The organism is Streptomyces sp. NPDC030798 (genome assembly GCF_055572275.1).
The window spans coordinates 215,878-238,662 of record NZ_JBVIDR010000010.1; the positions used below are offsets into that span (position 1 = coordinate 215,878).

The 22,785-nt window shown below is 68.9% G+C and carries 17 protein-coding genes; 9 read left to right on the forward strand and 8 right to left on the reverse strand.

Annotated features, from left to right (window positions below):
* Window positions 1-14: 14 nt before the first annotated feature.
* Window positions 15-1,493 carry a replicative DNA helicase gene (dnaB, locus tag ACZ404_RS23765; RefSeq protein ID WP_468443005.1) on the reverse strand — a complete coding sequence of 493 codons (1,479 nt, stop codon included), beginning with the start codon at window positions 1,491-1,493 and terminating at the stop codon, window positions 15-17.
* Between the two features lie 458 nt (window positions 1,494-1,951).
* On the opposite strand from dnaB, the gene ACZ404_RS23770 reads away from it, so the two are divergent.
* Window positions 1,952-3,289 carry an MATE family efflux transporter gene (locus ACZ404_RS23770; protein ID WP_468443007.1) on the forward strand — a complete coding sequence of 446 codons (1,338 nt, stop codon included), beginning with the start codon at window positions 1,952-1,954 and terminating at the stop codon, window positions 3,287-3,289.
* Window positions 3,290-3,380: 91 nt separating this feature from the next.
* Here the strand turns inward: ACZ404_RS23770 and rplI are convergent, their stop codons facing one another.
* The 4 genes from rplI to rpsF all read right to left on the reverse strand — a co-directional run bounded on the left by rplI (window position 3,381) and on the right by rpsF (window position 5,068).
* The gene (rplI, locus tag ACZ404_RS23775; protein WP_189984877.1) at window positions 3,381-3,827 is read right to left on the reverse strand and encodes a 50S ribosomal protein L9; all 447 of its coding nucleotides are present in this window, start codon (window positions 3,825-3,827) and stop codon (window positions 3,381-3,383) included.
* Between the two features lie 18 nt (window positions 3,828-3,845).
* Entirely contained in the window at window positions 3,846-4,082 is a 237-nt protein-coding gene (gene rpsR, locus ACZ404_RS23780; protein ID WP_003949403.1) for a 30S ribosomal protein S18, read from the reverse strand.
* Window positions 4,083-4,124: 42 nt separating this feature from the next.
* A complete protein-coding gene (locus tag ACZ404_RS23785; protein ID WP_468443009.1) occupies window positions 4,125-4,700 on the reverse strand; it encodes a single-stranded DNA-binding protein in 576 nt (191 codons plus the stop codon).
* A 77-nt stretch (window positions 4,701-4,777) separates the two neighbouring features.
* On the reverse strand, window positions 4,778-5,068 hold the full coding sequence (gene rpsF, locus ACZ404_RS23790) for a 30S ribosomal protein S6 (RefSeq protein WP_004985983.1): 291 nt from the start codon (window positions 5,066-5,068) through the stop codon (window positions 4,778-4,780).
* A 285-nt stretch (window positions 5,069-5,353) separates the two neighbouring features.
* Between rpsF and ACZ404_RS23795 the strand changes: the two genes are divergently transcribed.
* The 3 genes from ACZ404_RS23795 (at window position 5,354) to ACZ404_RS23805 (ending at window position 8,082) form a co-directional block, all read left to right on the forward strand.
* Window positions 5,354-5,671, forward strand: a complete 318-nt coding sequence (locus tag ACZ404_RS23795; protein WP_468443011.1) for a hypothetical protein — start codon at window positions 5,354-5,356, stop codon at window positions 5,669-5,671.
* Between the two features lie 177 nt (window positions 5,672-5,848).
* Window positions 5,849-6,967, forward strand: coding sequence for a lipid II:glycine glycyltransferase FemX (locus tag ACZ404_RS23800; protein ID WP_468443013.1), 1,119 nt, complete (start codon window positions 5,849-5,851; stop codon window positions 6,965-6,967).
* A gap of 83 nt (window positions 6,968-7,050) precedes the next feature.
* The gene (locus tag ACZ404_RS23805) at window positions 7,051-8,082 is read left to right on the forward strand and encodes an alanine racemase (RefSeq protein ID WP_468443015.1); all 1,032 of its coding nucleotides are present in this window, start codon (window positions 7,051-7,053) and stop codon (window positions 8,080-8,082) included.
* A 103-nt stretch (window positions 8,083-8,185) separates the two neighbouring features.
* On the opposite strand, the gene ACZ404_RS23810 is transcribed toward ACZ404_RS23805, so the two are convergent.
* Together ACZ404_RS23810 and ACZ404_RS23815 are read right to left on the reverse strand one after the other, a co-directional pair.
* The gene (locus tag ACZ404_RS23810) at window positions 8,186-9,718 is read right to left on the reverse strand and encodes a glycosyltransferase family 87 protein (RefSeq protein ID WP_468443017.1); all 1,533 of its coding nucleotides are present in this window, start codon (window positions 9,716-9,718) and stop codon (window positions 8,186-8,188) included.
* 128 nt (window positions 9,719-9,846) lie between these two features.
* Complete coding sequence (locus ACZ404_RS23815; RefSeq protein WP_468443019.1) at window positions 9,847-12,501, reverse strand: transglycosylase domain-containing protein; 2,655 nt, start codon at window positions 12,499-12,501, stop codon at window positions 9,847-9,849.
* Between the two features lie 363 nt (window positions 12,502-12,864).
* Here ACZ404_RS23815 and ACZ404_RS23820 point away from each other — a divergent pair, with 363 nt between their 5' ends.
* From ACZ404_RS23820 to ACZ404_RS23830, 3 genes are all read left to right on the forward strand, one after another.
* Window positions 12,865-13,548: a PadR family transcriptional regulator gene (locus ACZ404_RS23820; RefSeq protein WP_468443020.1), complete on the forward strand. Its 684-nt coding sequence runs from the start codon at window positions 12,865-12,867 to the stop codon at window positions 13,546-13,548.
* Window positions 13,549-13,591: 43 nt separating this feature from the next.
* Window positions 13,592-14,674 (forward strand): inositol-3-phosphate synthase, encoded by a 1,083-nt coding sequence (locus tag ACZ404_RS23825; protein WP_366010320.1) that lies wholly within the window; start codon window positions 13,592-13,594, stop codon window positions 14,672-14,674.
* Window positions 14,675-14,789: 115 nt separating this feature from the next.
* Window positions 14,790-16,100, forward strand: coding sequence for an MFS transporter (locus ACZ404_RS23830; RefSeq protein WP_468443022.1), 1,311 nt, complete (start codon window positions 14,790-14,792; stop codon window positions 16,098-16,100).
* 71 nt (window positions 16,101-16,171) lie between these two features.
* Here ACZ404_RS23830 and ACZ404_RS23835 read toward each other — a convergent pair whose 3' ends face one another.
* On the reverse strand, window positions 16,172-17,638 hold the full coding sequence (locus tag ACZ404_RS23835) for a CCA tRNA nucleotidyltransferase (RefSeq protein WP_468443024.1): 1,467 nt from the start codon (window positions 17,636-17,638) through the stop codon (window positions 16,172-16,174).
* Between the two features lie 255 nt (window positions 17,639-17,893).
* Here ACZ404_RS23835 and ACZ404_RS23840 point away from each other — a divergent pair, with 255 nt between their 5' ends.
* Window positions 17,894-20,257, forward strand: coding sequence for a DUF6049 family protein (locus tag ACZ404_RS23840; RefSeq protein ID WP_468443026.1), 2,364 nt, complete (start codon window positions 17,894-17,896; stop codon window positions 20,255-20,257).
* Between the two features lie 46 nt (window positions 20,258-20,303).
* Window positions 20,304-22,679, forward strand: coding sequence for a murein biosynthesis integral membrane protein MurJ (gene murJ, locus ACZ404_RS23845; RefSeq protein WP_468443028.1), 2,376 nt, complete (start codon window positions 20,304-20,306; stop codon window positions 22,677-22,679).
* Window positions 22,680-22,785: the final 106 nt, after the last annotated feature.

Genomic DNA, 22,785 nt, shown 5'->3' on the forward strand with positions numbered 1-22,785 from the left:
GGCGGCGGCCGGGCTCAGGTCTGGGCCATGTCCACGAAGCGGGAGTAGTGGCCCTGGAAGGCGACGGTGATCGTCGCCGTGGGGCCGTTACGGTGCTTGGCCACGATCAGGTCGGCCTCGCCGGCGCGCGGCGACTCCTTCTCATACGCGTCCTCGCGGTGCAGCAGGATCACCATGTCGGCGTCCTGCTCGATGGAGCCGGACTCACGCAGGTCGGAGACCATCGGCTTCTTGTCGGTGCGCTGCTCGGGGCCACGGTTGAGCTGGGACAGCGCGATGACCGGAATCTCCAGCTCCTTGGCGAGCAGCTTGAGGTTACGGGACATGTCCGAGACCTCCTGCTGACGGCTCTCGGCCCGCTTGGAACCGCCGGACTGCATCAGCTGCAGGTAGTCGATGACGATCAGCTTGATGTCGTTGCGCTGCTTCAGACGCCGGCACTTGGCACGGATCTCCATCATCGACAGGTTCGGGGAGTCGTCGATGTACAGCGGAGCGGCCGAGACGTCCGGCATGCGACGGGCCAGCCGGGTCCAGTCCTCGTCGGTCATCGTGCCGGAGCGCATGTGGTGCAGGGCGACGCGGGCCTCGGCCGACAGCAGACGCATCGCGATCTCGTTGCGGCCCATCTCCAGGGAGAAGATCACGCTGGGGAGGTTGTGCTTGATCGAGGCCGCTCGGGCGAAGTCCAGTGCGAGGGTCGACTTACCCATGGCCGGACGGGCCGCGATGACGATCATCTGGCCCGGGTGCAGGCCGTTCGTCAGCGAGTCGAAGTCGGTGAACCCGGTGGGCACGCCGGTCATCTCGCCACTGCGCGAGCCGATCGCCTCGATCTCGTCGAGCGCGCCCTCCATGATGTCGCCGAGCGGCAGATAGTCCTCGCTGGTGCGTTGCTCGGTGACGGCGTAGATCTCGGCCTGGGCCCGGTTGACGATGTCGTCGACGTCGCCGTCCGCCGCGTATCCCATCTGGGTGATGCGGGTGCCGGCCTCGACGAGCCGGCGCAGGACGGCCCGCTCGTGCACGATCTCCGCGTAGTACTCCGCGTTGGCCGCCGTCGGCACGGTCTGGACGAGGCTGTGCAGATAGGCGGCGCCACCGACCTTGTTGATCTCGCCGCGCTTGGTGAGCTCGGCGGCGATGGTGATGGGGTCGGCCGGCTCACCCTTGGCGTAGACGTCGAGGATCGCCTGGTAGATCGTCTCGTGCGCGGGCTTGTAGAAGTCGGGGCCCTTGAGGATCTCGACGACGTCGGCGATGGCGTCCTTGGACAGCAGCATGCCGCCCAGAACGGACTGTTCGGCGTCCAAATCCTGGGGCGGCACCCGCTCGAAGGAGGAGCCCCCGCCGTCCCAGCCGCCGCTCTCGCGACCCCGGTCGTGCTGTTCCTCACGGCCCCGGCCGCCGTCACTGCGGCGACGGGAGGCAGGCAGACGATCACTGGGTCCGGCCTCGGCCCACGGATCGTCCAAGGGCTCGGAAATGCTCACCGAGCCACCTCCTCCCGTCCGCGGAGCGGACCTCGCCGTGCCCTCTGTTGTACGGCACGGCACTGACACATGAGAGGCCCGACTCCGGTTCTGGCCCGTCGGATTTGTGACGGTTCCCGGGCCAGGGGAAGGAGCGGGCGCCGGACCACGGTAGGCCTGTCGGGGGCGTCAGCCAATCTGGTTATCCACAGGCCATGTGGACGACGGCCGCCAGGCTGTGGAGAACTCACCGAAACCTGTGCACGACCCGGTGGACAGCCCTGTGAACAAGCCCTCGATCCCTTGAGGGAAAGCGCGCTGACCTGCAACTTTGATGTCCACCGGCTGTGCAGAAGAAAAACTTTCACGGTCGGATCAAGATCACGCGCACCGGTGTGCACAAGCACACGCATCGAGGCGCCACGTAAGGACCAGTAGGTCATTGCATCTCTTACCTGTGGACGATTAGATTAGTGCTCATGACACAGGCCCGCGCGATCCCCCAGGCCACTCGCCGACGGCATGACCGAGAGATCGTCTCGCTGGCCGTGCCGGCCTTCGGTGCCCTCGTCGCCGAGCCACTGTTCGTCATGGCCGACAGTGCGATCGTCGGCCATCTCGGAACCGCGCAGCTCGCCGGACTGGGCGTGGCGTCGGCCCTCCTCACCACCGCCGTGAGCGTCTTCGTCTTCCTCGCCTACGCCACCACCGCGGCCGTCGCCCGTCGTGTCGGCGCCGGCGATCTCCAGGCGGCCATTCGTCAGGGCATGGACGGCATCTGGCTCGCCCTGCTCCTCGGTGCCGCGGTCGTCACCCTCGTCCTCTCCCTGGCCACAGGCATCGTGGACCTGTTCGGTGTCTCCGCCACCGCCGCCCCCTACGCCACGACGTACCTGCGCATCTCCACCCTAGGCATTCCGGCCATGCTGATCGTCCTCGCCGCCACCGGTGTGCTGCGCGGCCTGCAGGACACCAGGACCCCGCTGTACGTCGCCATCGCAGGCTTCATCGCCAACGCCGGGCTCAACGCGGGGCTTGTCTACGGCGCCGGGCTCGGCATCGCCGGCTCGGCCTGGGGCACGGTCATCGCGCAGTGGGCCATGGCGGCGGTCTATCTGACCGTGGTCGTACGCGGGGCCCGTCGACATCGCGCATCCCTTCGCCCGGACGCCGCCGGTATCCGGGCCTCGGCCCAGGCCGGCGTTCCTCTCCTGGTCCGCACACTGTCACTGCGGGCGATCCTCATGATCGCCACAGCGGTCGCGGCACATCTCGGGGATGCCGACATCGCAGCCCACCAGATCATCCTGTCCCTGTGGAGCCTGCTCGCCTTTGCCCTCGACGCGATCGCGATCGCCGGACAGGCCATCATCGGCCGCTGTCTCGGTGCCGGCGACGCCGAGGGCGCCCGGGGGGCCTGCCGCCGCATGGTCCAGTGGGGCATCGCGACCGGTGTCGTCCTGGGCCTGCTCGTCGTGGCAGCCCGCCCCCTGTTCCTCCCACTGTTCACCAGCGACTCCCTGGTCAAGGACACAGCACTGCCCGCGCTGCTGATGGTGGCTCTCTCCCAGCCCATCTGCGGGATCGTCTTCGTCCTGGACGGCGTCCTGATGGGAGCGGGCGACGGGCCCTATCTCGCCTGGGCCATGGTGATCACCTTGGCTGTGTTCACCCCGGTGGCGCTGCTCGTCCCCACGCTGGGCGGAGGCCTCACCGCACTCTGGGCGGCCATGACGCTGATGATGACGGTGCGCATGCTGACGCTGTGGGTGCGTACCCGCTCGGGCCGCTGGCTCGTAACGGGTGCGACCCGCTGACCGTTTCACGTGAAACACGACCTCTCCGGTCATGCGAAAGGGGCCGCACCCATGAGGGTGCGGCCCCTTTCAGAGCTGCTCGAGCCGAACGTCAGGCCGCGACGACCTCGATGTTGACCTTGGCGGCAACCTCGGGGTGCAGACGCACGGACGTCTCGTGGGCGCCCAGCGTCTTGATCGGAGCCGACAGCTCGATGCGGCGCTTGTCAACCTCGGGGCCACCGGAGGCCTTGATCGCGGAAGCGATGTCGGCCGGGGTGACGGAACCGAAGAGACGGCCGGCGTCGCCGGAGCGGACGGCCAGGCGGACCTTCACGCCCTCGAGCTGGGCCTTGACCTGGTTGGCCTGCTCGATGGTCTGGATCTCGTGGATCTTGCGAGCACGACGGATCTGCTCGACGTCCTTCTCGCCACCCTTGGTCCAGCGGATAGCGAACTTCCGCGGGATGAGGTAGTTGCGAGCGTAACCGTCCTTGACGTCGACGACGTCGCCCGCGGCACCGAGGCCGGAGACCTCGTGGGTGAGGATGATCTTCATGTGTCGGTCACCCTTCCCTTATCGCGCGGTGGACGTGTAGGGCAGCAGCGCCATCTCACGGCTGTTCTTGACGGCCGTGGCGACGTCACGCTGGTGCTGCGTGCAGTTGCCGGTCACGCGGCGGGCACGGATCTTGCCGCGGTCGGAAATGAACTTCCGCAGCATGTTCGTGTCCTTGTAGTCCACGTACGTGACCTTGTCCTTGCAGAAAGCGCAGACCTTCTTCTTCGGCTTGCGCACAGGCGGCTTCGCCATGGTGTTTCTCCTGTGTGATCAAGAAGGGGGGATGCGAGCCCTTTAGAAGGGGGGCTCGTCCGAGTAGCCGCCACCGCCGCCGGAGCCTCCGCCCCAGCCGCCACCGCCCTGGTTGCCACCGGCGGGAGCACCGGTCGCCCACGGGTCGTCGGCCGGAGCGCCGCCCTGCTGGCCACCACCGGGGCCGCCGCCCCAGCCGCCGCCCTGCTGGCCGCCACCGCCGTAACCGCCCTGGCCACCACGCGCGCCACCGCCGGCGGTCTTGGTGACCTTGGCCGTGGCGTTGCGCAGGCTGGCGCCGACTTCCTCGACGTCCAGCTCGTAGACCGTTCGCTTGACGCCCTCACGGTCCTCGTAGGACCGCTGCTTCAGCCGGCCCTGCACGATGACGCGCATGCCTCGCTGGAGCGACTCGGCGACGTTCTCCGCCGCCTGACGCCAGACCGAGCAGGTCAGGAACAGGCTCTCGCCGTCCTTCCACTCGTTCGTCTGGCGGTCGAAGGTGCGGGGAGTGGACGCGACGCGGAACTTCGCGACCGCCGCACCGGACGGGGTGAAGCGCAGCTCGGGGTCGTCGACAAGATTGCCGACGACCGTGATGACGGTCTCGCCTGCCATGGGGAACCTCTCGGCGGGTTTGCTCTGGCTGCTTGGTTGCTGCTACTCGAATCCCGGGATCAGCTGAGCGGGAGAGCTCAGTGGGTCTCGGGACGGAGGACCTTGGTCCGGAGGACCGACTCGTTCAGGTTCATCTGGCGGTCGAGCTCCTTGACGACCGCAGGCTCGGCCTGCAGGTCGATGACCGAGTAGATGCCCTCGGGCTTCTTCTTGATCTCGTACGAGAGACGACGACGGCCCCAGGTGTCGACCTTCTCCACCTTGCCGCCGCCATCACGGACGACGGACAGGAAGTTCTCGATCAGCGGGGAGACCGCACGCTCCTCGAGATCGGGGTCGAGGATGACCATCACCTCGTAGTGACGCATGTGGAACCCACCTCCTTTGGACTCAGCGGCCACGGTCGTTCCGTGGCAGGAGGGTTGTGATGCGTACGCAACGGTATCGGCCGCCACTGACAATCGGGGCTCCCGACGGGAACCCGTGAGGTGACGGCAGTGTTGCCTTGGGCAGGCCTGGGCAGACACCGGTGCAGACGGTACAGACTACCTGCACACCCGCGTGCGGTTGAAATCCGGCGGTGAAGGCCGCCAATCTGTACACATCGGGTGTGTAAGGCGCTACAGTGCGCCGCGATCCGCAGGAGGTGCCTCATGGCACAGCAGGCATTGCGACCCAACACCGCCGGATCCCTCTTCGCCACCGACGGCAAGCCCCATCCGCTCCAGGACACCCTGATGGCCGTGACGCTGGTCCTGGGCTTGCTGTCCTTCATCACCAGCTTCTTCCACGGCCTTCACCTGATCACGTCCTGGGCCGGCCTGATCGGGCTCTTCGTCGGCGCGTACGGGCAGTGGATCTCCGTGACCACGCGGGAACGCTTCGGACTGATCCTGGGTCTCGGTGCCTCCGGTATCGGCTTCCTGATCGGCATGGCACACGGCGGACTGTTCGGCGGGCTCATCGGCTGACCCTCCGGGCCTTCCCGGCCGCACCTGCCCCACACCGCGAAGGCGCCCCGGCGGTTCGCCGCCGGGGCGAAGGTGCCGTACGCCCAGTCGGGGCGCGCGCGAGGCGCAGTAGGCTTCGGCGCGAGAGCCGGAGCCCCTGTACCCATGGGGACACACCAGCCCGAGGAGCGCCCCGACATGAGCCTGACCCTGAGGACCATCAGCCGCGAGGAACATCTGGCCTACATCCAGAGCCTTCCGTCGGCGAGCCACATGCAGGTCCCGGCCTGGGCCGATGTGAAGGCGGAGTGGCGCTCGGAGAGCCTCGGCTGGTTCGACAGGAGCGGCCAGCTGGTCGGCGCCGGCCTGGTCCTCTACCGCCAGCTGCCCAAGATCAAGCGCTACCTCGCCTATCTGCCCGAGGGCCCGGTCATCAACTGGTTCGCGCCGAACCTGGACGACTGGATCCAGCCGATGCTGGCACACCTCAAGCAGCAGGGTGCCTTCTCCGTGAAGATGGGCCCGCCGGTGATCATCCGCCGCTGGCACTCGGAGACCATCAAGAAGGGCATCCAGAGCCCGGACGTGAAGCGCCTGCGCGACCTGGAGGCCGACTTCATCGAGCCGCGCGCCTTCGAGGTCGCCGACAAGCTGCGCCGCATGGGCTGGCAGCAGGGCGAGGACGGCGGGGCCGGCTTCGGCGACGTGCAGCCCCGCTACGTCTTCCAGGTGCCGCTGGCCAACCGGTCCCTGGAAGAGGTCCACAAGAACTTCAACCAGCTGTGGCGCCGCAACATCAAGAAGGCCGAGAAGGCCGGCGTCGAGGTCGTCCAGGGCGGCTACCAGGACCTTGAGGAATGGCAGCGCCTGTACGAGATCACGGCTGTGCGCGACCACTTCCGGCCCCGCCCGCTGTCGTACTTCCAGCGCATGTGGACGGCCCTCAACACCGAGGACCCCAACCGCATGCGGCTGTACTTCGCCCGCCACAACGGCGTGAACCTCTCCGCCGCGACGATGCTGATCGTCGGCGGGCACGTCTGGTACTCCTACGGCGCCTCCGACAACATCGGCCGCGAGGTCCGCCCCTCCAACGCCATGCAGTGGCGGATGCTGCGCGACGCGTACGCCCTCGGCGCCACCGTCTACGACCTGCGCGGCATCTCCGACTCGCTGGACGAGACGGACCACCTCTTCGGTCTGATCCAGTTCAAGGTCGGCACGGGTGGCCAGGCGGCCGAGTACCTGGGCGAATGGGACTTCCCGCTGAACAAGCTGCTCCACAAGGCGCTCGACATCTACATGTCGCGCCGCTGAGGCGCGGGCGTTTGATTCCATAGCCTTCACAGCACTCACCCCTCTGCTACACCGCAGCCACGAGAAAGGTTCCGGGTCCGGCCATGGCGCTCACGCTCTACGTCGACACCGCGCGCTGGCGGGCGCACCACAAGCACGTGCAGGAGCAGTTCCCGGGACTGGTCCCGGTCTGCAAGGGCAACGGCTACGGCTTCGGGCACGACCGGCTGGCGGAGGAGGCCACGCGGCTCGGTGCGGACCTGCTGGCCGTCGGCACGACCTACGAGGCCGCGCGCATCAAGGACTTCTTCGGCGGTGACCTGCTGGTGCTGACGCCGTACCGGCGAGGCGAGGAGCCCGTGCCGCTGCCGGACCGGGTGGTCCGCTCGGTGTCGTCGGTCGACGGGGTGTACGGCCTCGTGGGAGCCCGCGTCGTCATCGAGGTGATGTCCTCGATGAAGCGGCACGGCATCAGCGAGCATGAACTGCCGCAGCTGCACCAGGCCATCGAGAATGTCCGGCTGGAGGGCTTCGCCATCCACCTGCCGCTGGACCGCACCGACGGCTCGGACGCCGTCGAGGAGGTCATCGGTTGGATGGACCGGCTGCGCGCGGCCCGGCTGCCGCTGCACACCATGTTCGTCAGCCACCTCAAGGCCGAGGAACTCGCCCGGCTCCAGCAGCAGTTCCCGCAGACCCTGTTCCGTGCCCGCATCGGCACGCGGCTGTGGCTGGGGGACCACGATGCCACCGAGTACCGCGGCGCCGTTCTGGACGTCACGCGGGTGGCCAAGGGCGACCGGTTCGGTTACCGGCAGCAGAAGGCGGCCTCGGACGGCTTCCTGGTGGTCGTGGCGGGCGGTACGTCGCACGGGGTGGGCCTGGAGGCCCCGAAGGCCCTGCACGGCGTCATGCCGCGCGCCAAGGGCGTCGCACGCGCCGGCCTCGCCACGGTCAACCGGAACCTTTCGCCGTTCGTCTGGGGCGGCAAGCAGCGCTGGTTCGCCGAGCCGCCGCACATGCAGGTGTCGATCCTGTTCGTGCCCGCCGACGCGCCGGAGCCGAAGGTCGGTGACGAGCTGGTGGCCCATCTGCGGCACACGACCACGCAGTACGACCGTCTCGTGGACCGCTAGGACCTGCTGGACCGCATCAGAGCGAAGGCCGTGCACACGCCGTGCACGGCCTTGCTCATATCCGCCTCGTCTTCCTGATGCCTGCCGTAGCGGGAACGTTCGCTCAGAGCGAACGGTCCTCGTACGGCGACGCGTCCGGCCTTCCCCAGTCCACCTGCGGCGCGTCGAAGTGCGCCGCGTGCCGGGGCGGATGGGCGGCCGCGCCGAGCACGAACACGTCTTCGGCGCCGTCGAGCACCCCGCCCGAGGGGTCGTCGTCGCCGGACCTGCGCACCACGTCCCGCTCGGGCATCAGGATGTCCCGCACGATCACGGCGCACAGGTACAGCGTGCCCAGCAGGTGCACCGCGATCGCCCAGTGGTAGCCCTGCGTCGGCAGCCCCTTGTGCGCGTCACCGCTGGTCGTGTAGGCGAGGTACATCCAGATGCCCAGGAAGTACGTCACCTCGCACGCCTGCCAGATCAGGAAGTCCCGCCACTTGGGCCGGGCGAGGACCGCGAGCGGCACGAGCCACAGGACGTACTGGGGGGAGTAGACCTTGTTGGTGACGATGAAGGCCGCCACCATCAGGAAGGCGAGCTGCGCGAAGCGCGGCCGGCGCGGAGCGGTGAGCGTCAGCGCGGCGATGCCGAGGAAGCACAGCACCACCAGCACGGAGGCAGTGGTGTTCACGAAGTCGGTGGTGGGCGGGTTGCTGGAGTTCTGCGCCCAGATCAGCCAGAAGGAGCCGAAGTCGATGCCGCGCTCCTGGCTGAACGTGTAGAACTTCGACCAGCCCGGGAAGGCGAGGAGCATCACCGGCAGGTTCACCACGAGCCAGGCGACCACCGCGCCGCCCACGGCCTGGGCGTACTCGCGCCACTTGCCGGCTCGCCAGCACAGCACCAGCAGCGGGGCGAGCAGGAAGACCGGATAGAGCTTCGCGGCCGTGGCGAGCCCGAGGAGGATTCCGAAGGCGAGGGCACGGCCCCGCGACCACATCAGCATCGCGGCGGCCGTCAGGGCCACCGCGAGCAGGTCCCAGTTGATGGTGGCGGTCAGCGCGAAAGCGGGCGCCAGGGCGACCAGCAGGCCGTCCCAGGGACGCCGGCGGTGGGTACGGGTCACGCAGACGGCGATGACGGCCGCGCACGCCATCAGCATCCCGGCGTTGACGAACCAGTACCACTGCTCCTGGTGCTGCATGCTGCCGCTGCCCGGCGTGAGCCACGCGGCGACCTCCATGAACACGCCGGTCAGCACCGGGTATTCGAGGTAGTCCATGTCGCCGGGGAGCTTGTCGAAGTACGGCACCAGTCCGTCGGCGAAACCGCGCCCCTGGTAGAGGTGCGGGATGTCCGAGTAGCAGGCATGCGTGTACTGCGAGCTCGCCCCGAAGAACCAGGCACTGTCGTAGCACGGTGCCTTCTGGACGAGGCCGAGGGCGAACATGCCGATGGCCACGATCGTGACCACCCGCAGAGGGGTCCACCAGGACGTCCCCAGCAGGGCGCGGCGCCCCATGGGACCGCCGATCAGCTCACTCCCGGCCGCGGCGACCTCGTCCTCCTTGGTCGGCCGCACCGGTTCTGCCGGGGCGGACCGCACGGGCTCGGGCTCGTGCACGCCCGCGGGCGTCATTTCTGCACTGGGCATGGGGCCATCCTGCCGTACCTGTCTGGGAATACGCCGAGGGCCGCCGCACCTCGTGGGTGCGGCGGCCCATGTTTCACGTGAAACACCCGTGCCGGGCCATATGGCCGCCTACCGGTCAGACCACCGGGCTAGCCGGTCTGGCCTGCGAAGAGGCCGCCGTTGCCGTTGCCTCTCGAGTTGCCGGTTCCGGTCGTGTCCGTGGCCGTCGGTGTGCCGGTCGGGCCTCCGTCCGTCCCACCGGTGTCCGTACCCCCGGTGGGGCCGCAGTTGCCCCAGCCGAACTGGCAGGTATCGCTCGGCGACGGTGACGGAGAGGGGGTGGTTACGCTCGGTGACGGGCTGGGCGAGTTGCTCGGCGTCTCGCTCGGGGTGATGGTGACCGACGGGGTCGGCGAGGGCGCGCCCGGCTCGTCCTGGACTTCGCCGATCTTGGTGGCGTCCGGGAAGCCGAGGTCGTTCTTGCCCTGCAGCGCGGCCTTCATGTACTCGGTCCACACCGAGGTCGGGATGTCACCACCGTGGATGGAGTCCACACCGGCCGTGCCGTTCATGGAGAGCAGCTTGTGGTCCTTGGGGTTCTCCCGGAACATCGCCACCGACGTCGACAGCTGCCGGGTGTAACCGACGAACCAGGCCGACTTGTTCTTGTCGGTGGTACCGGTCTTGCCCGCCGCCACACGGCCCAGCGCCTTGGCGTTCTGACCCGTACCGTTCTGGATGACGTTCTCCAGGACGTCGGTGACGTTGTTGGCCACGTCCGGGTCGATCGCCTGCTTGGCCTTGGGCTTGTCGAAGCCGGGCTGGTCCACACCGTCCTTCTTGACGGAGACCACGGAGTACGGGTCCGTCTGCATGCCGGACGCGGCGAAGGTCGCGTAGGCGTCGGCCATGCGGATCGCACTGGGCGTTGACGTACCGATGGCGAACGACGGGTTGAGGTCCTGCGACATGCTCAGGGGGAGGATGCCGGCCGCCTGGGCGGTGTCGCGGACCTTCGTCATGCCCACATCGACGCCGAGCTGCACGAACGGGGTGTTGATGGACTGCTCCATCGCCTTGCGCAGGGTGATGTAGCCCCATTTGTGGGGACTCTCGTTCTTCTGGAAGAAGAAGGAGTTGTCCTTGTTCAGGTAGAACGACCCGTCCGGCTTTCTCACCTTGAGATGGTCGTTGCCGTTGTACTTGCTCAGGGGTGAGACCCCCACGCCGTCGGACTTGTAGGTGCCGTACTTCATGGCCGCGGCGAGCACGAACGGCTTCCACGTAGAACCGACGGGGACACCGGAGGTGTCGGCGTTGTTGGTGAAGTGGCCGTTCTCGTAGCCGTCACCGCCGTAGAGGGCCACGATGGCGCCGTTGTTGGGCTCCACCGACGCCGCGCCGAACTGGACGTATTTGTCCCTGGGCTCGGTCTTGGGGTGCAGGCGGGCCTTCTGGATCTTCTTCACGGCCGCGCTGAGTTCGTCGACCTTGTCCTTCTCGAAGGTCGTGTAGACCTGGAAGCCGCCCTTGTCGAACTCCTGCTCCGAGATGTGGGAGTGGTTCAGGACGTACTTCTTCGCCGTGTCGACCAGGTAGCTGATCTGGCCGGTCATGCCCTTGGTCGCCTTGCGGCCCTGGGGCTCCGGGTACTTGCTGATGGCCTTCTGGTACTCGGCGTCGGTGATGCGCTTGTCCTTGTGCATCTCGCCGAGGATCCAGGCCCAGCGTTCCTGGGACCGCTTGCGGTTGGCCTCGGGGGTGGCGCTCTTGTCGAGGTCGGTGTTGCCGGCGGGGTCGTAGTACGTGGGACCCTTCAGCAGCGCCGCCAGGAAGGCACACTGGCTCGGCTGGAGCTTGACCGCGTCGACGCCGAAGTAGGTGTGTGCGGCGGCCTGGATGCCGTAGGCGCCGCGGCCGTAGTAGGAGGTGTTCAGGTAGCCCTGCAGGATCTGCGGCTTGGTGAACTTCGCCCCCACCTTGATGGAGATGAACATCTCCTTGAACTTGCGGGTCAGCGTCTGGTCCTGGCTGAGGTACGTGTTCTTCACGAACTGCTGGGTGATCGTCGAACCACCCTGGGTCTGACCGCCGCGCGCCATGTTGGCCAGGGCTCGTGCGATGCCCATCGGGTCGACGCCGGAGTCCTCGTAGAAGCTCTTGTTCTCCGCCGAGATCACGGCCCACTGCATGGCGTCGGGGATCTTGTCGATCGTGACGTTCTGGCGGTTCACGCCGGTGCCCGTGGCCACCATCTGGCTGCCGTTGGCCCAGTAGTAGACGTTGTTCTGAGACTTGGCGGCGAGGTTCTCACTGGGGACCTGCACCATCGCGAAGCCGATGCCGACCATCGCGACGAGGCCGCCGAGGAACGTGATGCACAGCCCGGAGACGAGCTTCCAGGAAGGCACCCACCGGTGCCAGCCGTACTTGTCGTACCGGGGATAGTCGATCAGCCGCTTCTTCTGGGGCCCCGCCGCACGGCCCCGGCCCCGCCCCGGGCCACTCGGTCCGCCCGGACCGCCGCGCCGCCCGCCCGGCCCCACGTTGTCGGCGGCGCGGCGCCGGCCGCCGCCTCTCTGCGCCGCTCGGCGGGCGTCGGCGCGGCCGCCGTAGGTTCGTCCCTCACCCCCCGAGCCGTTGGAGTCCGACCCATAGGAAGGGGACCCATAGGAGTCGGCTGAGGACCCGGTGGCGCCTCGCGGTGCCGCACGGCGGCCGGAGGACGAGCCGGACTGACCGCGTCGGGCCGCGGCACGTCCGCCTCCCTGCGGCTGCGGCGGTTTGCGACGGTGCTCGCTCATCGAACGATTACTCCTCGGGCAGGCGCACCCTTGCGCGCCTGGAACGGCGGCTGGTTTCCGGTCCCCCCGAAGTACGGATGTGGTCGGTCCTGCATTCACCCGTACTGCACCGAGGACCACGACGCTCCCCAGTCGTCACTTGGTTCCCGGTGGTGTGCATGCCGCACAGACTACGCACCACCAAAACCCGCCGAGCCCCGAAGTTCACCCCAAAACAGGCAACTCGCCTCCTACGAATCGGTGATGTGATCCCGTTCACCGTCCTCCCCCTTGTCGCACGCGGAAGGCCGTTCTATCGTCGTGATGTATCGAGTCGATACATCAGAGCGAGATAAAGACGCAGTGGTCCGAGAGGAGGCGATCATGAGCCGGCGTTCCGGCATCCTGGAGTTCGCCGTCCTCGGTCTGCTGCGCGAGTCCCCGATGCACGGCTATGAGCTGCGCAAACGACTCAACACGTCCCTGGGTGTGTTCCGTGCGTTCAGCTACGGGACCCTGTACCCCTGCCTCAAGACGCTGGTCGCCAACGGCTGGTTGATCGAGGAACCGGGCAGCACTCATGAGGACGCCCTCGCCGCTCCCCTCGCCGGGCGCCGCGCGAAAATCGTCTACCGGTTGACGGCCGAAGGTAAGGAACACTTCGAGGAGCTGCTCTCGCAGACCGGTCCCGACGCATACGAGGACGAGCACTTCGCCGCACGCTTCGCCTTCTTCGGGCAGACGTCGCGTGATGTGCGCATGCGCGTGCTGGAGGGACGGCGCAGCCGCCTGGAGGAGCGCCTGGAGAAGATGCGCTCCTCCCTGGTACGCACGCGGGAGCGCCTCGACGACTACACGCTCGAGCTCCAGCGCCACGGGATGGAGTCCGTGGAGCGCGAAGTGCGCTGGCTGAACGAGCTCATCGAGAGCGAGCGGGCCGGGCGGGACCTGCGAGGTTCCGCGTCCGGGGGGTCCGCTCAGCAGGACACCACACATGGATCGACGGGCGGCCTGCCCCGTCCCGGAGACACCTCCGGGACGGATACGCCCGGCGACACCGCCACGTGAGACCCAGTCAGGGCCTCACTCGTACACACAGGGAGCAACCGGAATGGGTTCGGTTCGCGTAGCCATCGTCGGCGTGGGCAACTGCGCCGCCTCGCTGGTGCAGGGAGTCGAGTACTACAAGGACGCCGACCCGGCGTCCAAGGTCCCCGGCCTGATGCACGTGCAGTTCGGTGACTACCACGTACGTGACGTCGAGTTCGTCGCCGCGTTCGACGTCGACGCCAAGAAGGTCGGCCTCGACCTCGCGGACGCGATCGGCGCCTCCGAGAACAACACCATCAAGATCTGCGACGTCCCCTCCACCGGTGTCACCGTCCAGCGCGGCCACACCCTCGACGGCCTCGGCAAGTACTACCGCCAGACCATCGAGGAGTCGGACGCCGAGCCGGTCGACGTCGTCCAGATCCTGAAGGACAAGCAGGTCGACGTCCTGGTCTGCTACCTGCCCGTGGGTTCCGAGGACGCGGCGAAGTTCTACGCCCAGTGCGCCATCGACGCCAAGGTCGCCTTCGTCAACGCCCTCCCGGTCTTCATCGCCGGCACCAAGGAGTGGGCCGACAAGTTCACCGAGGCCGGTGTGCCGATCGTCGGTGACGACATCAAGTCGCAGGTCGGCGCCACCATCACGCACCGCGTCATGGCGAAGCTGTTCGAGGACCGCGGTGTCATCCTGGACCGCACGATGCAGCTGAACGTCGGCGGCAACATGGACTTCAAGAACATGCTCGAGCGCGAGCGCCTGGAGTCCAAGAAGATCTCCAAGACGCAGGCCGTCACCTCCCAGATCCCCGACCGGGACCTCGGCGAGAAGAACGTCCACATCGGCCCGTCCGACTACGTGGCCTGGCTGGACGACCGCAAGTGGGCCTACGTCCGCCTCGAGGGCCGCGCCTTCGGTGACGTCCCGCTGAACCTGGAGTACAAGCTCGAGGTCTGGGACTCCCCGAACTCCGCGGGTGTCATCATCGACGCCCTGCGCGCCGCGAAGATCGCCAAGGACCGGGGCATCGGTGGCCCGATCCTGTCCGCGTCCTCGTACTTCATGAAGTCCCCGCCGGTCCAGTACTTCGACGACGAGGCCCGCGAGAACGTCGAGAAGTTCATCCGCGGCGAGGTCGAGCGCTAGCCCGACCCGGCACGGGCCGCCACAGTCGCCGCTCGCACGAGAACGCTCCTGCCAGGGCCTGAGGGTCCCCGGGTTCCCGACCCGGGGACCCTCTGCATATGTGAGGCTGGGGCCCATGCCCGTCGTCCGTGACCTGCGCGTCCTGCTGCGCCTGCGGGACTTCCGACGCCTGCTGTCCGTGCGTCTCCTCTCTCAGGGCGCCGACGGCGTCTACCAGGTCGCGCTCGCCGCCTACGTCGTCTTCTCCCCGGAGAAACAGACCTCGGCCGCGGCCATCGCCTCCGCGATGGCGGTCCTGCTGCTCCCTTACTCCCTGGTCGGCCCCTTCGCCGGTGTCCTGCTGGACCGCTGGCGGCGGCGCCAGGTCTTCGTGTACGGCAATCTGCTGCGCGCGCTGCTGGCGGCCGCCACCGCCGTTCTGATGGCCGGCCAAGTGCCGGACTGGCTGTTCTACGTCTCGGCGCTGTGCGTCACGGCCGTCAACCGCTTCGTGCTCGCCGGACTGTCCGCCGCGCTTCCGCGCGTGGTCGACACCCAGCGTCTGGTGCTGGCCAACTCCCTCTCCCCGACCGCCGGAACACTCGCGGCCACCGCCGGCGGCGGCCTCGCCTTTGCTGTGCGCCTGGTGGCGTCGGACTCCGATGCCGCGGTGGTACTGCTCGGCGCCTTCCTGTATCTGTGCGCGGCGCTGGCCTCGCTGAGCATGGCCCCCGCGCTGCTCGGCCCCGACCGAGAGCCGACGCAGCCCCGGCTGCGGAGCGCGCTCGCGGAGACCGCACGTGATCTGTTCGCGGCCGTCCGACATCTGGCGGCGCCCCGACGCCGGCAAGCAGCATGGGCTCTCACCGCGATGACTCTGATGCGCTTCTGCTACGGCGCGCTCCTGGTGCTGCTGCTCATGCTGTGCCGATACACCCTCTCCGCGACCCCCGAGGCCGGGCTCCGACTGCTCGGCCTCGCGCTGGCGGTGTCCAGCGCGGGTTTCTTCGCGGCAGCCGTCGTGACACCGTCGGCAGCAGGACGGCTCGGACCGGGTCGCTGGATCATGGTGTGTTCCGGCACGGCCGCGGTGCTGGAGCCCGCCCTCGGCCTGCCGTTCACCACCGGCCCCCTTCTCGTGGCCGCGTTCGTCCTGGGGCTGGTCACCCAGGGAGCCAAGATCGCCACGGACACGATCATCCAGGCGTCCGTCGAGGACGGCTTCCGCGGCCGGATCTTCTCCGTGTACGACGTCCTCTTCAACGTGGCTTTCGTCGGAGCCGCCGGAGTGGCCGCGCTGATGCTCCCACCGGACGGTCGCTCGGTGGTGCTGGTGCTTCTCGTCGCCCTGCTCTATGCCGGGGTCGCCGTCGCCATGGCACGTTGCGAAGGGCGCCGAGACGGCGAGGGGCGCGATGTTTCACGTGAAACATCGCGCCCCTCGTGAGAACGCCTGGCCCCTCGACAGGCCCGGCCATGTTTCACGTGAAACATGGCCGTTCCGGCCCAGCCCCGGTCTCAGTCCTGCTCGGACCACCATTCCTTCAGCGCCGCCACCGCCGCGTCGTGCTCCATCGGCCCGTTCTCCAGGCGCAGCTCCAGCATGTGCTTGTACGCCTTGCCCACGACAGGGCCCGGTCCGACCCCCAGGATGCCCATGATCTGGTTGCCGTCCAGATCCGGGCGGATGGCGTCCAGCTCCTCCTGCTCCTGCAGCTGGGCGATGCGCTCCTCCAGGCCGTCGTAGGCCCGCGACAACGCGGCCGCCTTCCGCTTGTTCCGCGTAGTGCAGTCGGAGCGGGTCAGCTTGTGCAGCCGGTCCAGCAGCGGGCCCGCGTCACGGACGTAGCGGCGCACCGCCGAGTCCGTCCACTCGCCGGTGCCGTATCCGTGGAAGCGCAGGTGGAGTTCGACCAGCCGCGAGACGTCCTTCACCAGTTCGTTGGAGTACTTCAGGGCCGTCATGCGCTTCTTGGTCATCTTCGCGCCGACCATCTCGTGGTGGTGGAACGAGACCCGGCCGTCCTTCTCGAAGCGGCGCGTGCGCGGCTTGCCGATGTCGTGCAGCAGCGCGGCCAGGCGGAGCGTGAGGTCGGGGCCCTCCTGCTCCAGCGCGATCGCCTGCTCCAGCACGATCAACGTGTGCTCGTAGACATCCTTGTGCCGGTGGTGCTCGTCGCTCTCCAGCCGCAGAGCGGGCAGCTCGGGCAGGACGTGGCCGGCCAGCCCGGTGTCGACGAGAAGGGTCAGGCCCTTGCGCGGGTGATCGGAGAGGACCAGCTTGTTCAGCTCGTCACGGACCCGCTCCGCCGAGACGATCTCGATCCGGTCGGCCATCTCCGTCATCGCGGTGACGACCTCGGGCGCGACCTCGAAGTCCAGCTGGGCGGCGAAGCGCGCGGCGCGCATCATCCGCAGCGGATCGTCCGAGAACGAGTCCTCGGGCGTTCCCGGGGTGCGCAGCACCCGGGCCGCGAGGTCCTGGAGGCCGCCATGAGGGTCGACGAACTCCTTCGCCGGCAGTGCCACGGCCATCGCGTTGACCGTGAAGTCGCGGCGCACCAGGTCCTCCTCGATGGAGTCGCCGTACGACACCTCCGGCTTGCGGGAGGTGCGGTCGTACGCCTCCGACCGGTAGGTCGTGATCTCGATCTGGAACTGCCCGTCGGTGTCCCCGACACGGGCGCTCTTGTGCGCCCCGACGGTGCCGAAGGCGATCCCGACCTCCCAGACGGCGTCCGCCCAGGGCCGGACGATCTTCAGGACGTCCTCGGGGCGCGCGTCGGTGGTGAAGTCCAGGTCGTTGCCGAGCCGGCCGAGCAGCGCGTCGCGGACCGAGCCGCCGACCAGGACGAGGGAGAACCCCGCCTCCTGGAAGCGGCGGGCGAGGTCGTCGGCGACGGGGGCCACCCGCAGCAGCTCGCTCACCGCGCGCTGCTGCGCCTGACTCAGGGCAGAAGGAGTGTCATCGTTGGCGTTCGGCACAACAGAAGAGGGTACGTGGCTCCGACGGCCGGAGGCGCCTCGATAAACGGGCAGCGGAGCCTCCCGCCATACCTGCGCAAGCACTGCTCTTGCGACGTAGGCCCGTGCTTCCCTCGATACTGGATATAGAGGACACGTCGCCGCTGTTCCCTGATCTTGTGGAGCAGACCGCGGCACTTCCCCTCAGCGCGCATCGTTACCATGCGTGGACGCACATTCCGACGACCACTGACACGACGAGGGACGGGCGAGCGCGTGGCCGAGGCGGCTGACTTCCAGGGGACCAGTGCCTCACCTGCCCGCCGGTGGCTGCGGCGCACCGGAGCACTGCTCGCCGGTGTGCCCCTGCTGGCCGGGCTGCTCCAGCTGCCCGCAGCCGAGCCCGCACAGGCCGCCTCCTCCGACACGGTGTCCGTGGCCCTGGACTCGCTCAGCCCCAGCGCCCCCACGGACGGGGACACGCTGACGGTGTCGGGCACGGTGACCAACAACAGCAAGCAGACCGTCACCGCCGCACACGTGGGCCTGCGCGTGGGCCCCCTGCTGAACACGCGCTCGGCGATCGACGCCATCGCCCGGCACCCCGACGAGCTCCCGGCCGGTCTCGGCTCCGAGATCGGCGGCAAGTACACGGAGAAGTTCCCCAAGCTGGCCCCGGGCGTCGCCGAGCACTTCAGCATCTCGGTCCCGGTGGACAAGCTCAACCTCGACCAGGACGGCGTCTACCAGTTCGGCGTCTCCCTGTCCGGCCGGACCGGCGCCCAGTCCTGGGACCAGGTCCTCGGCATCCAGCAGACCTTCCTGCCGTGGCAGCCGTCCGACGCCGACATGAAGACCAGGACGACGATCCTGTGGCCGTTGATCTCCACGGCCCACATGACGGCCCGGACCGGCGCCGGCGAGCTCCAGACGCCCGTGTTCCTCAACGACGACCTGGCCAAGGAGATCGCCCCGGGCGGCCGGCTCGCGCAGATGCTGGACCTGGGCAAGGACCTCGACGTCACCTGGGTGATCGACCCGGACCTGCTGGCCTCGGTGGACGCAATGGCGGGCGGCTACCGGCTGCCGGGCGACAACGGCACCACCACGGCCGGACCGCACCAGGCGGTCGCCAAGCAGTGGCTGGCCAAACTGCAGAAGGCCGTCGCGGGCAAGGAGGTCGTCGCGCTGCCCTACGCCGACCCGGATCTCGCCTCCCTCGCCCACAAGGGCACCAGCGTCACCGGCTCCCTCAGCCACCTCAAGGACGCCACCGACGTCGCCGCCATCACGGTGAAGACAGTGCTCCACGTCACACCGAGCACCGACTTCGCCTGGCCCGTGGACGGCGCCGTGGATCCGTCGATCATCAAGGTCGCCACCTCCGCCGGGGCCGACCGGGTGATCGCCCGCAGCGACAGCCTCCAGGAGACCGCCGGGCTGTCCTACACCCCGTCCGCCGCCCGCCCGGTCGGCGGCGGTACGACGGCGGTGGTCGCCGACGCACGGCTGTCCACGGCCTTCGAGGGCAATCTGACCAAGGCGGACTCCGCCACGCTCGCCGTGCAGCAGTTCCTGGCCCAGAGCCTGGAGGTGAACGCGCAGACGGACCACGAGCGCAGCATCGTGGTGGCCCCGCAGCGCATGCCGTCGGCGAGCCAGGCAGAGGCGATGGCGACGGCCGTGAAGGCCCTCCAGGACGGGACCTGGTCCGAGGCGCAGGGCCTCACCGCGGCGGCCAAGGCCAAGCCCGACCCGAGCGCCGCCACGCGCATCCCGTCGACGTCCGCCTACCCCTCGTCGCTGCGCAGGCAGGAACTGCCGAGGACGGCCTTCGAGCAGATCGCGCGCACCCAGGACAAGCTCGACAACTTCAAGGTGGTCCTCAGCGACCAGTCGCGCGTGGTCACTCCGTTCGGGCGGGCCATAAACCGTGAGATGTCCACCTCGTGGCGAGGCCGCAGCGCGCGGGGGGACAGCTTCCGGGGCGACGTGGAGACCTGGCTGGACGATCTCGCCGACCAGGTGAAGCTGATCGACAAGTCCGAGACCAAGCTCTCCGGACGCAGCGCCACCATCCCGGTGACGGTCCAGAACAACCTCGTCCAGCCCGTGAGCCACCTGGTCCTGCGGCTCACCTCGACCATGCCGACCCGTCTGAAGATCGGCGGCAATGCCTACGACGAGCAGCGCGTCGACGTCTCCGGCGGGCACAGCCAGTCCGTGAAGTTCACCACGTCGGCCAACGCCAACGGCCGGGTGACGGTGTTCGCCCAGCTGTACACCGAGGACGGCCAGGCGTACGGCGACCCCGTCAGCTTCGACGTGAAGGTCACCGAGGTCACCCCCACCGTCATGCTGGTCATCGGCGGCGGCGTGCTCCTGCTCGTCCTCGCCGGCTTCCGGATGTACACCCAGCGCAAGCGAGCGGCCGCCCGCCAGGCCGAGGACGGCACCGACACCGCGGGGGAGAACCCGGACGACGATCCGGGGAACCCCGACGCCCCCGGCGACCGTCTCCCCGACGAGTCCGGCGACGCCGGCGGGGCAGACGACCCGGAGCAGCCGAGTGACCCTGGACCGGACACCGCACCGGAAAACACCGACCCGTCCGGGACGGGTGAGAGAGTGGACCGTTGAGCGATGTCGTGGCCGGTGTGGCCCGGGACGATGAGGTGGGGTAACCATGAACGCGCCGTACGACGGTGACCGCGGCCAGGGCGCGGCCGGCTCGGGCTACCCCGAGACCTCGCCCGAGCCCGGCCAGGTGCCGCCGCAGCACGCGGCGGACATGTACCTCCAGGACGCCTACGACCAGGACCCCTACCGGGCACAGGACCTGTCCGCCCAGGACCCGGTCGCCGAGGCGCTCTACGACCGCGCCGCGCACCCCCCGCCCCCGCCGGGCACGTACGGGCAGCAGCAGCCGCTGTACGCCCCGCCCGCCCAGTCGCCGTACGCCCCCGATCCGCGCGTGTGGGCACAGACCCCGGCGCCGGAGCCGGAGGGCGGTGCGACGCAGCACCTGCCGTACGGCGACCACCCGCGTACGACGCAGTTCGTGGGCGTGGACGACCTGGTCACGCACTCCGGTGAGGAGTACCACGAGCCGGACGCCTTCGCGCATCTCTTCCGGGACCAGCAGCAGGGCGGCGGGGCCTCGCCGGTCGAGCCCCCGGCCGTTCCGGGCCCGGCGGCCGCGCCCGGCGCTGCACAGGGCCCCGCGGGTCCGTACGCGGCGCCGCACGCCCAGAGCCCGCAGCAGGGCCACCCGTACGCCGAGTCCGCCTCCCCGTCCGGGCCCCCGGCCTCCGGCAACACCCCCGTGCCTCCCGTGCCTGCGCCCGCCGCGGCTCCCGGTCCCGCCGGACCGGCCGTCGCCGCCGAGGCGACCGTGCCCGCGGCCCCCGCGGCTCCGGCCGCGAAGAAGGGCGGACGCGCCTCGGGGCTGCTGAAGTCCAGCGCCGTCATGGCAGCGGGCACGATGGTCTCCCGGCTCACCGGCTTCGTCCGCTCCGCGCTGATCGTCTCGGCGCTGGGGCTGGGCTTCCTCGGTGACTCCTTCCAGGTCGCCTACCAGCTGCCGACGATGATCTACATCCTCACCGTCGGCGGCGGCCTGAACTCCGTGTTCGTGCCGCAGCTGGTGCGGGCCATGAAGGAGGACGAGGACGGCGGCGAGGCGTTCGCCAACCGGCTGCTGACCCTCGTGATGGTGGCCCTGGCCGCGCTGACCGGTCTCGCGATGTTCGCGGCGCCGCTGCTGGTCCGCATGCTGTCGAACCCGGTCGCCAGCAACCCGGCGGCCAACGACGTGGCCGTCACCTTCACCCGCTACTTCCTGCCCTCGATCTTCTTCATGGGCATCCACGTGGTGATGGGTCAGATCCTCAACGCGCGCGGGAAGTTCGGCGCGATGATGTGGACCCCGGTACTGAACAACGTCGTCATCATCGTGACGCTCGGCATGTTCATCTGGGTCTACGGCACCGCCGCCCACTCGCACCTGACCGTCACCAGCATCCCGCCGCAGGGGCAGCGTCTGCTCGGCGTCGGTGTGCTGCTCGGTCTGGTCGTGCAGGCCCTGGCGATGATCCCGTACCTGCGGGAGACCGGGTTCCGGATCCGGCTGCGCTTCGACTGGAAGGGCCACGGCCTGGGCAAGGCCGCGATGCTCGCCAAGTGGACGGTGCTGTTCGTGCTCGCCAACCAGGCCGGCGCGATGATCGTCACCCAGCTGTCCACGGCGGCCGGCAAGGACTCCGGCACCGCGGGCACCGGCTTCGCCGCCTACGCCAACGCCCAGCTGATCTGGGGGCTGCCGCAGGCCATCATCACGGTGTCCCTGATGGCCGCGCTGCTGCCGCGGATCTCGCGGTCGGCCGCCGAGGGCGACGGCGGTGCCGTCCGCGACGACATCTCCCAGGGCCTGAGGACGACCGCGGTGGCCATCGTGCCCATCGCCTTCGGCTTCGTCTCGCTCGGCATCCCGATGTGCACGCTGATCTTCGGCTCCTCGGGCACCAGCGAGGCCACCAACATGGGCTACATGCTGATGGCCTTCGGCCTCGGCCTGATCCCGTACTCGGTGCAGTACGTCGTCCTGCGCGCCTTCTACGCGTACGAAGACACCCGGACCCCCTTCTACAACACCGTCATCGTGGCGGCGGTCAACGCGGGCGCCTCCGGCCTCTGCTACCTCGTGCTGCCCTCCCGCTGGGCGGTCGCCGGCATGGCCGCCTCCTACGGGCTGGCCTACGCGATCGGGGTGGGTGTCGCCTGGCGGCGGCTGCGCAAGCGGCTCGGCGGCGACCTGGACGGTGCCCGGGTGCTCAGGACCTACGCCCGGCTCGGCATCGCGTCGGTGCCCGCGGCCCTGCTCAGTGGTGCGGCCTGCTACGGCATCGGGCACACTCTCGGCCAGGGCGTCGTGGGTTCCTTCGCCGCGCTGATCGCCGGTGGCGTGGTCCTGCTCGGTGTCTTCTTCGTGGCCGCCCGCCGGATGCGGATCGAGGAGCTCAACTCGCTCGTGGGTATGGTGCGCGGGCGTCTGGGGCGCTGAGGCGGGGGTAGGCGCACAACCATCGTCCGCCGCTGCGTGTCGTGCATAGCGGCGGACTGTGGGCACAATTGGTTTCGGCGTCGGACAGCGTGCAACGGATGGGGAG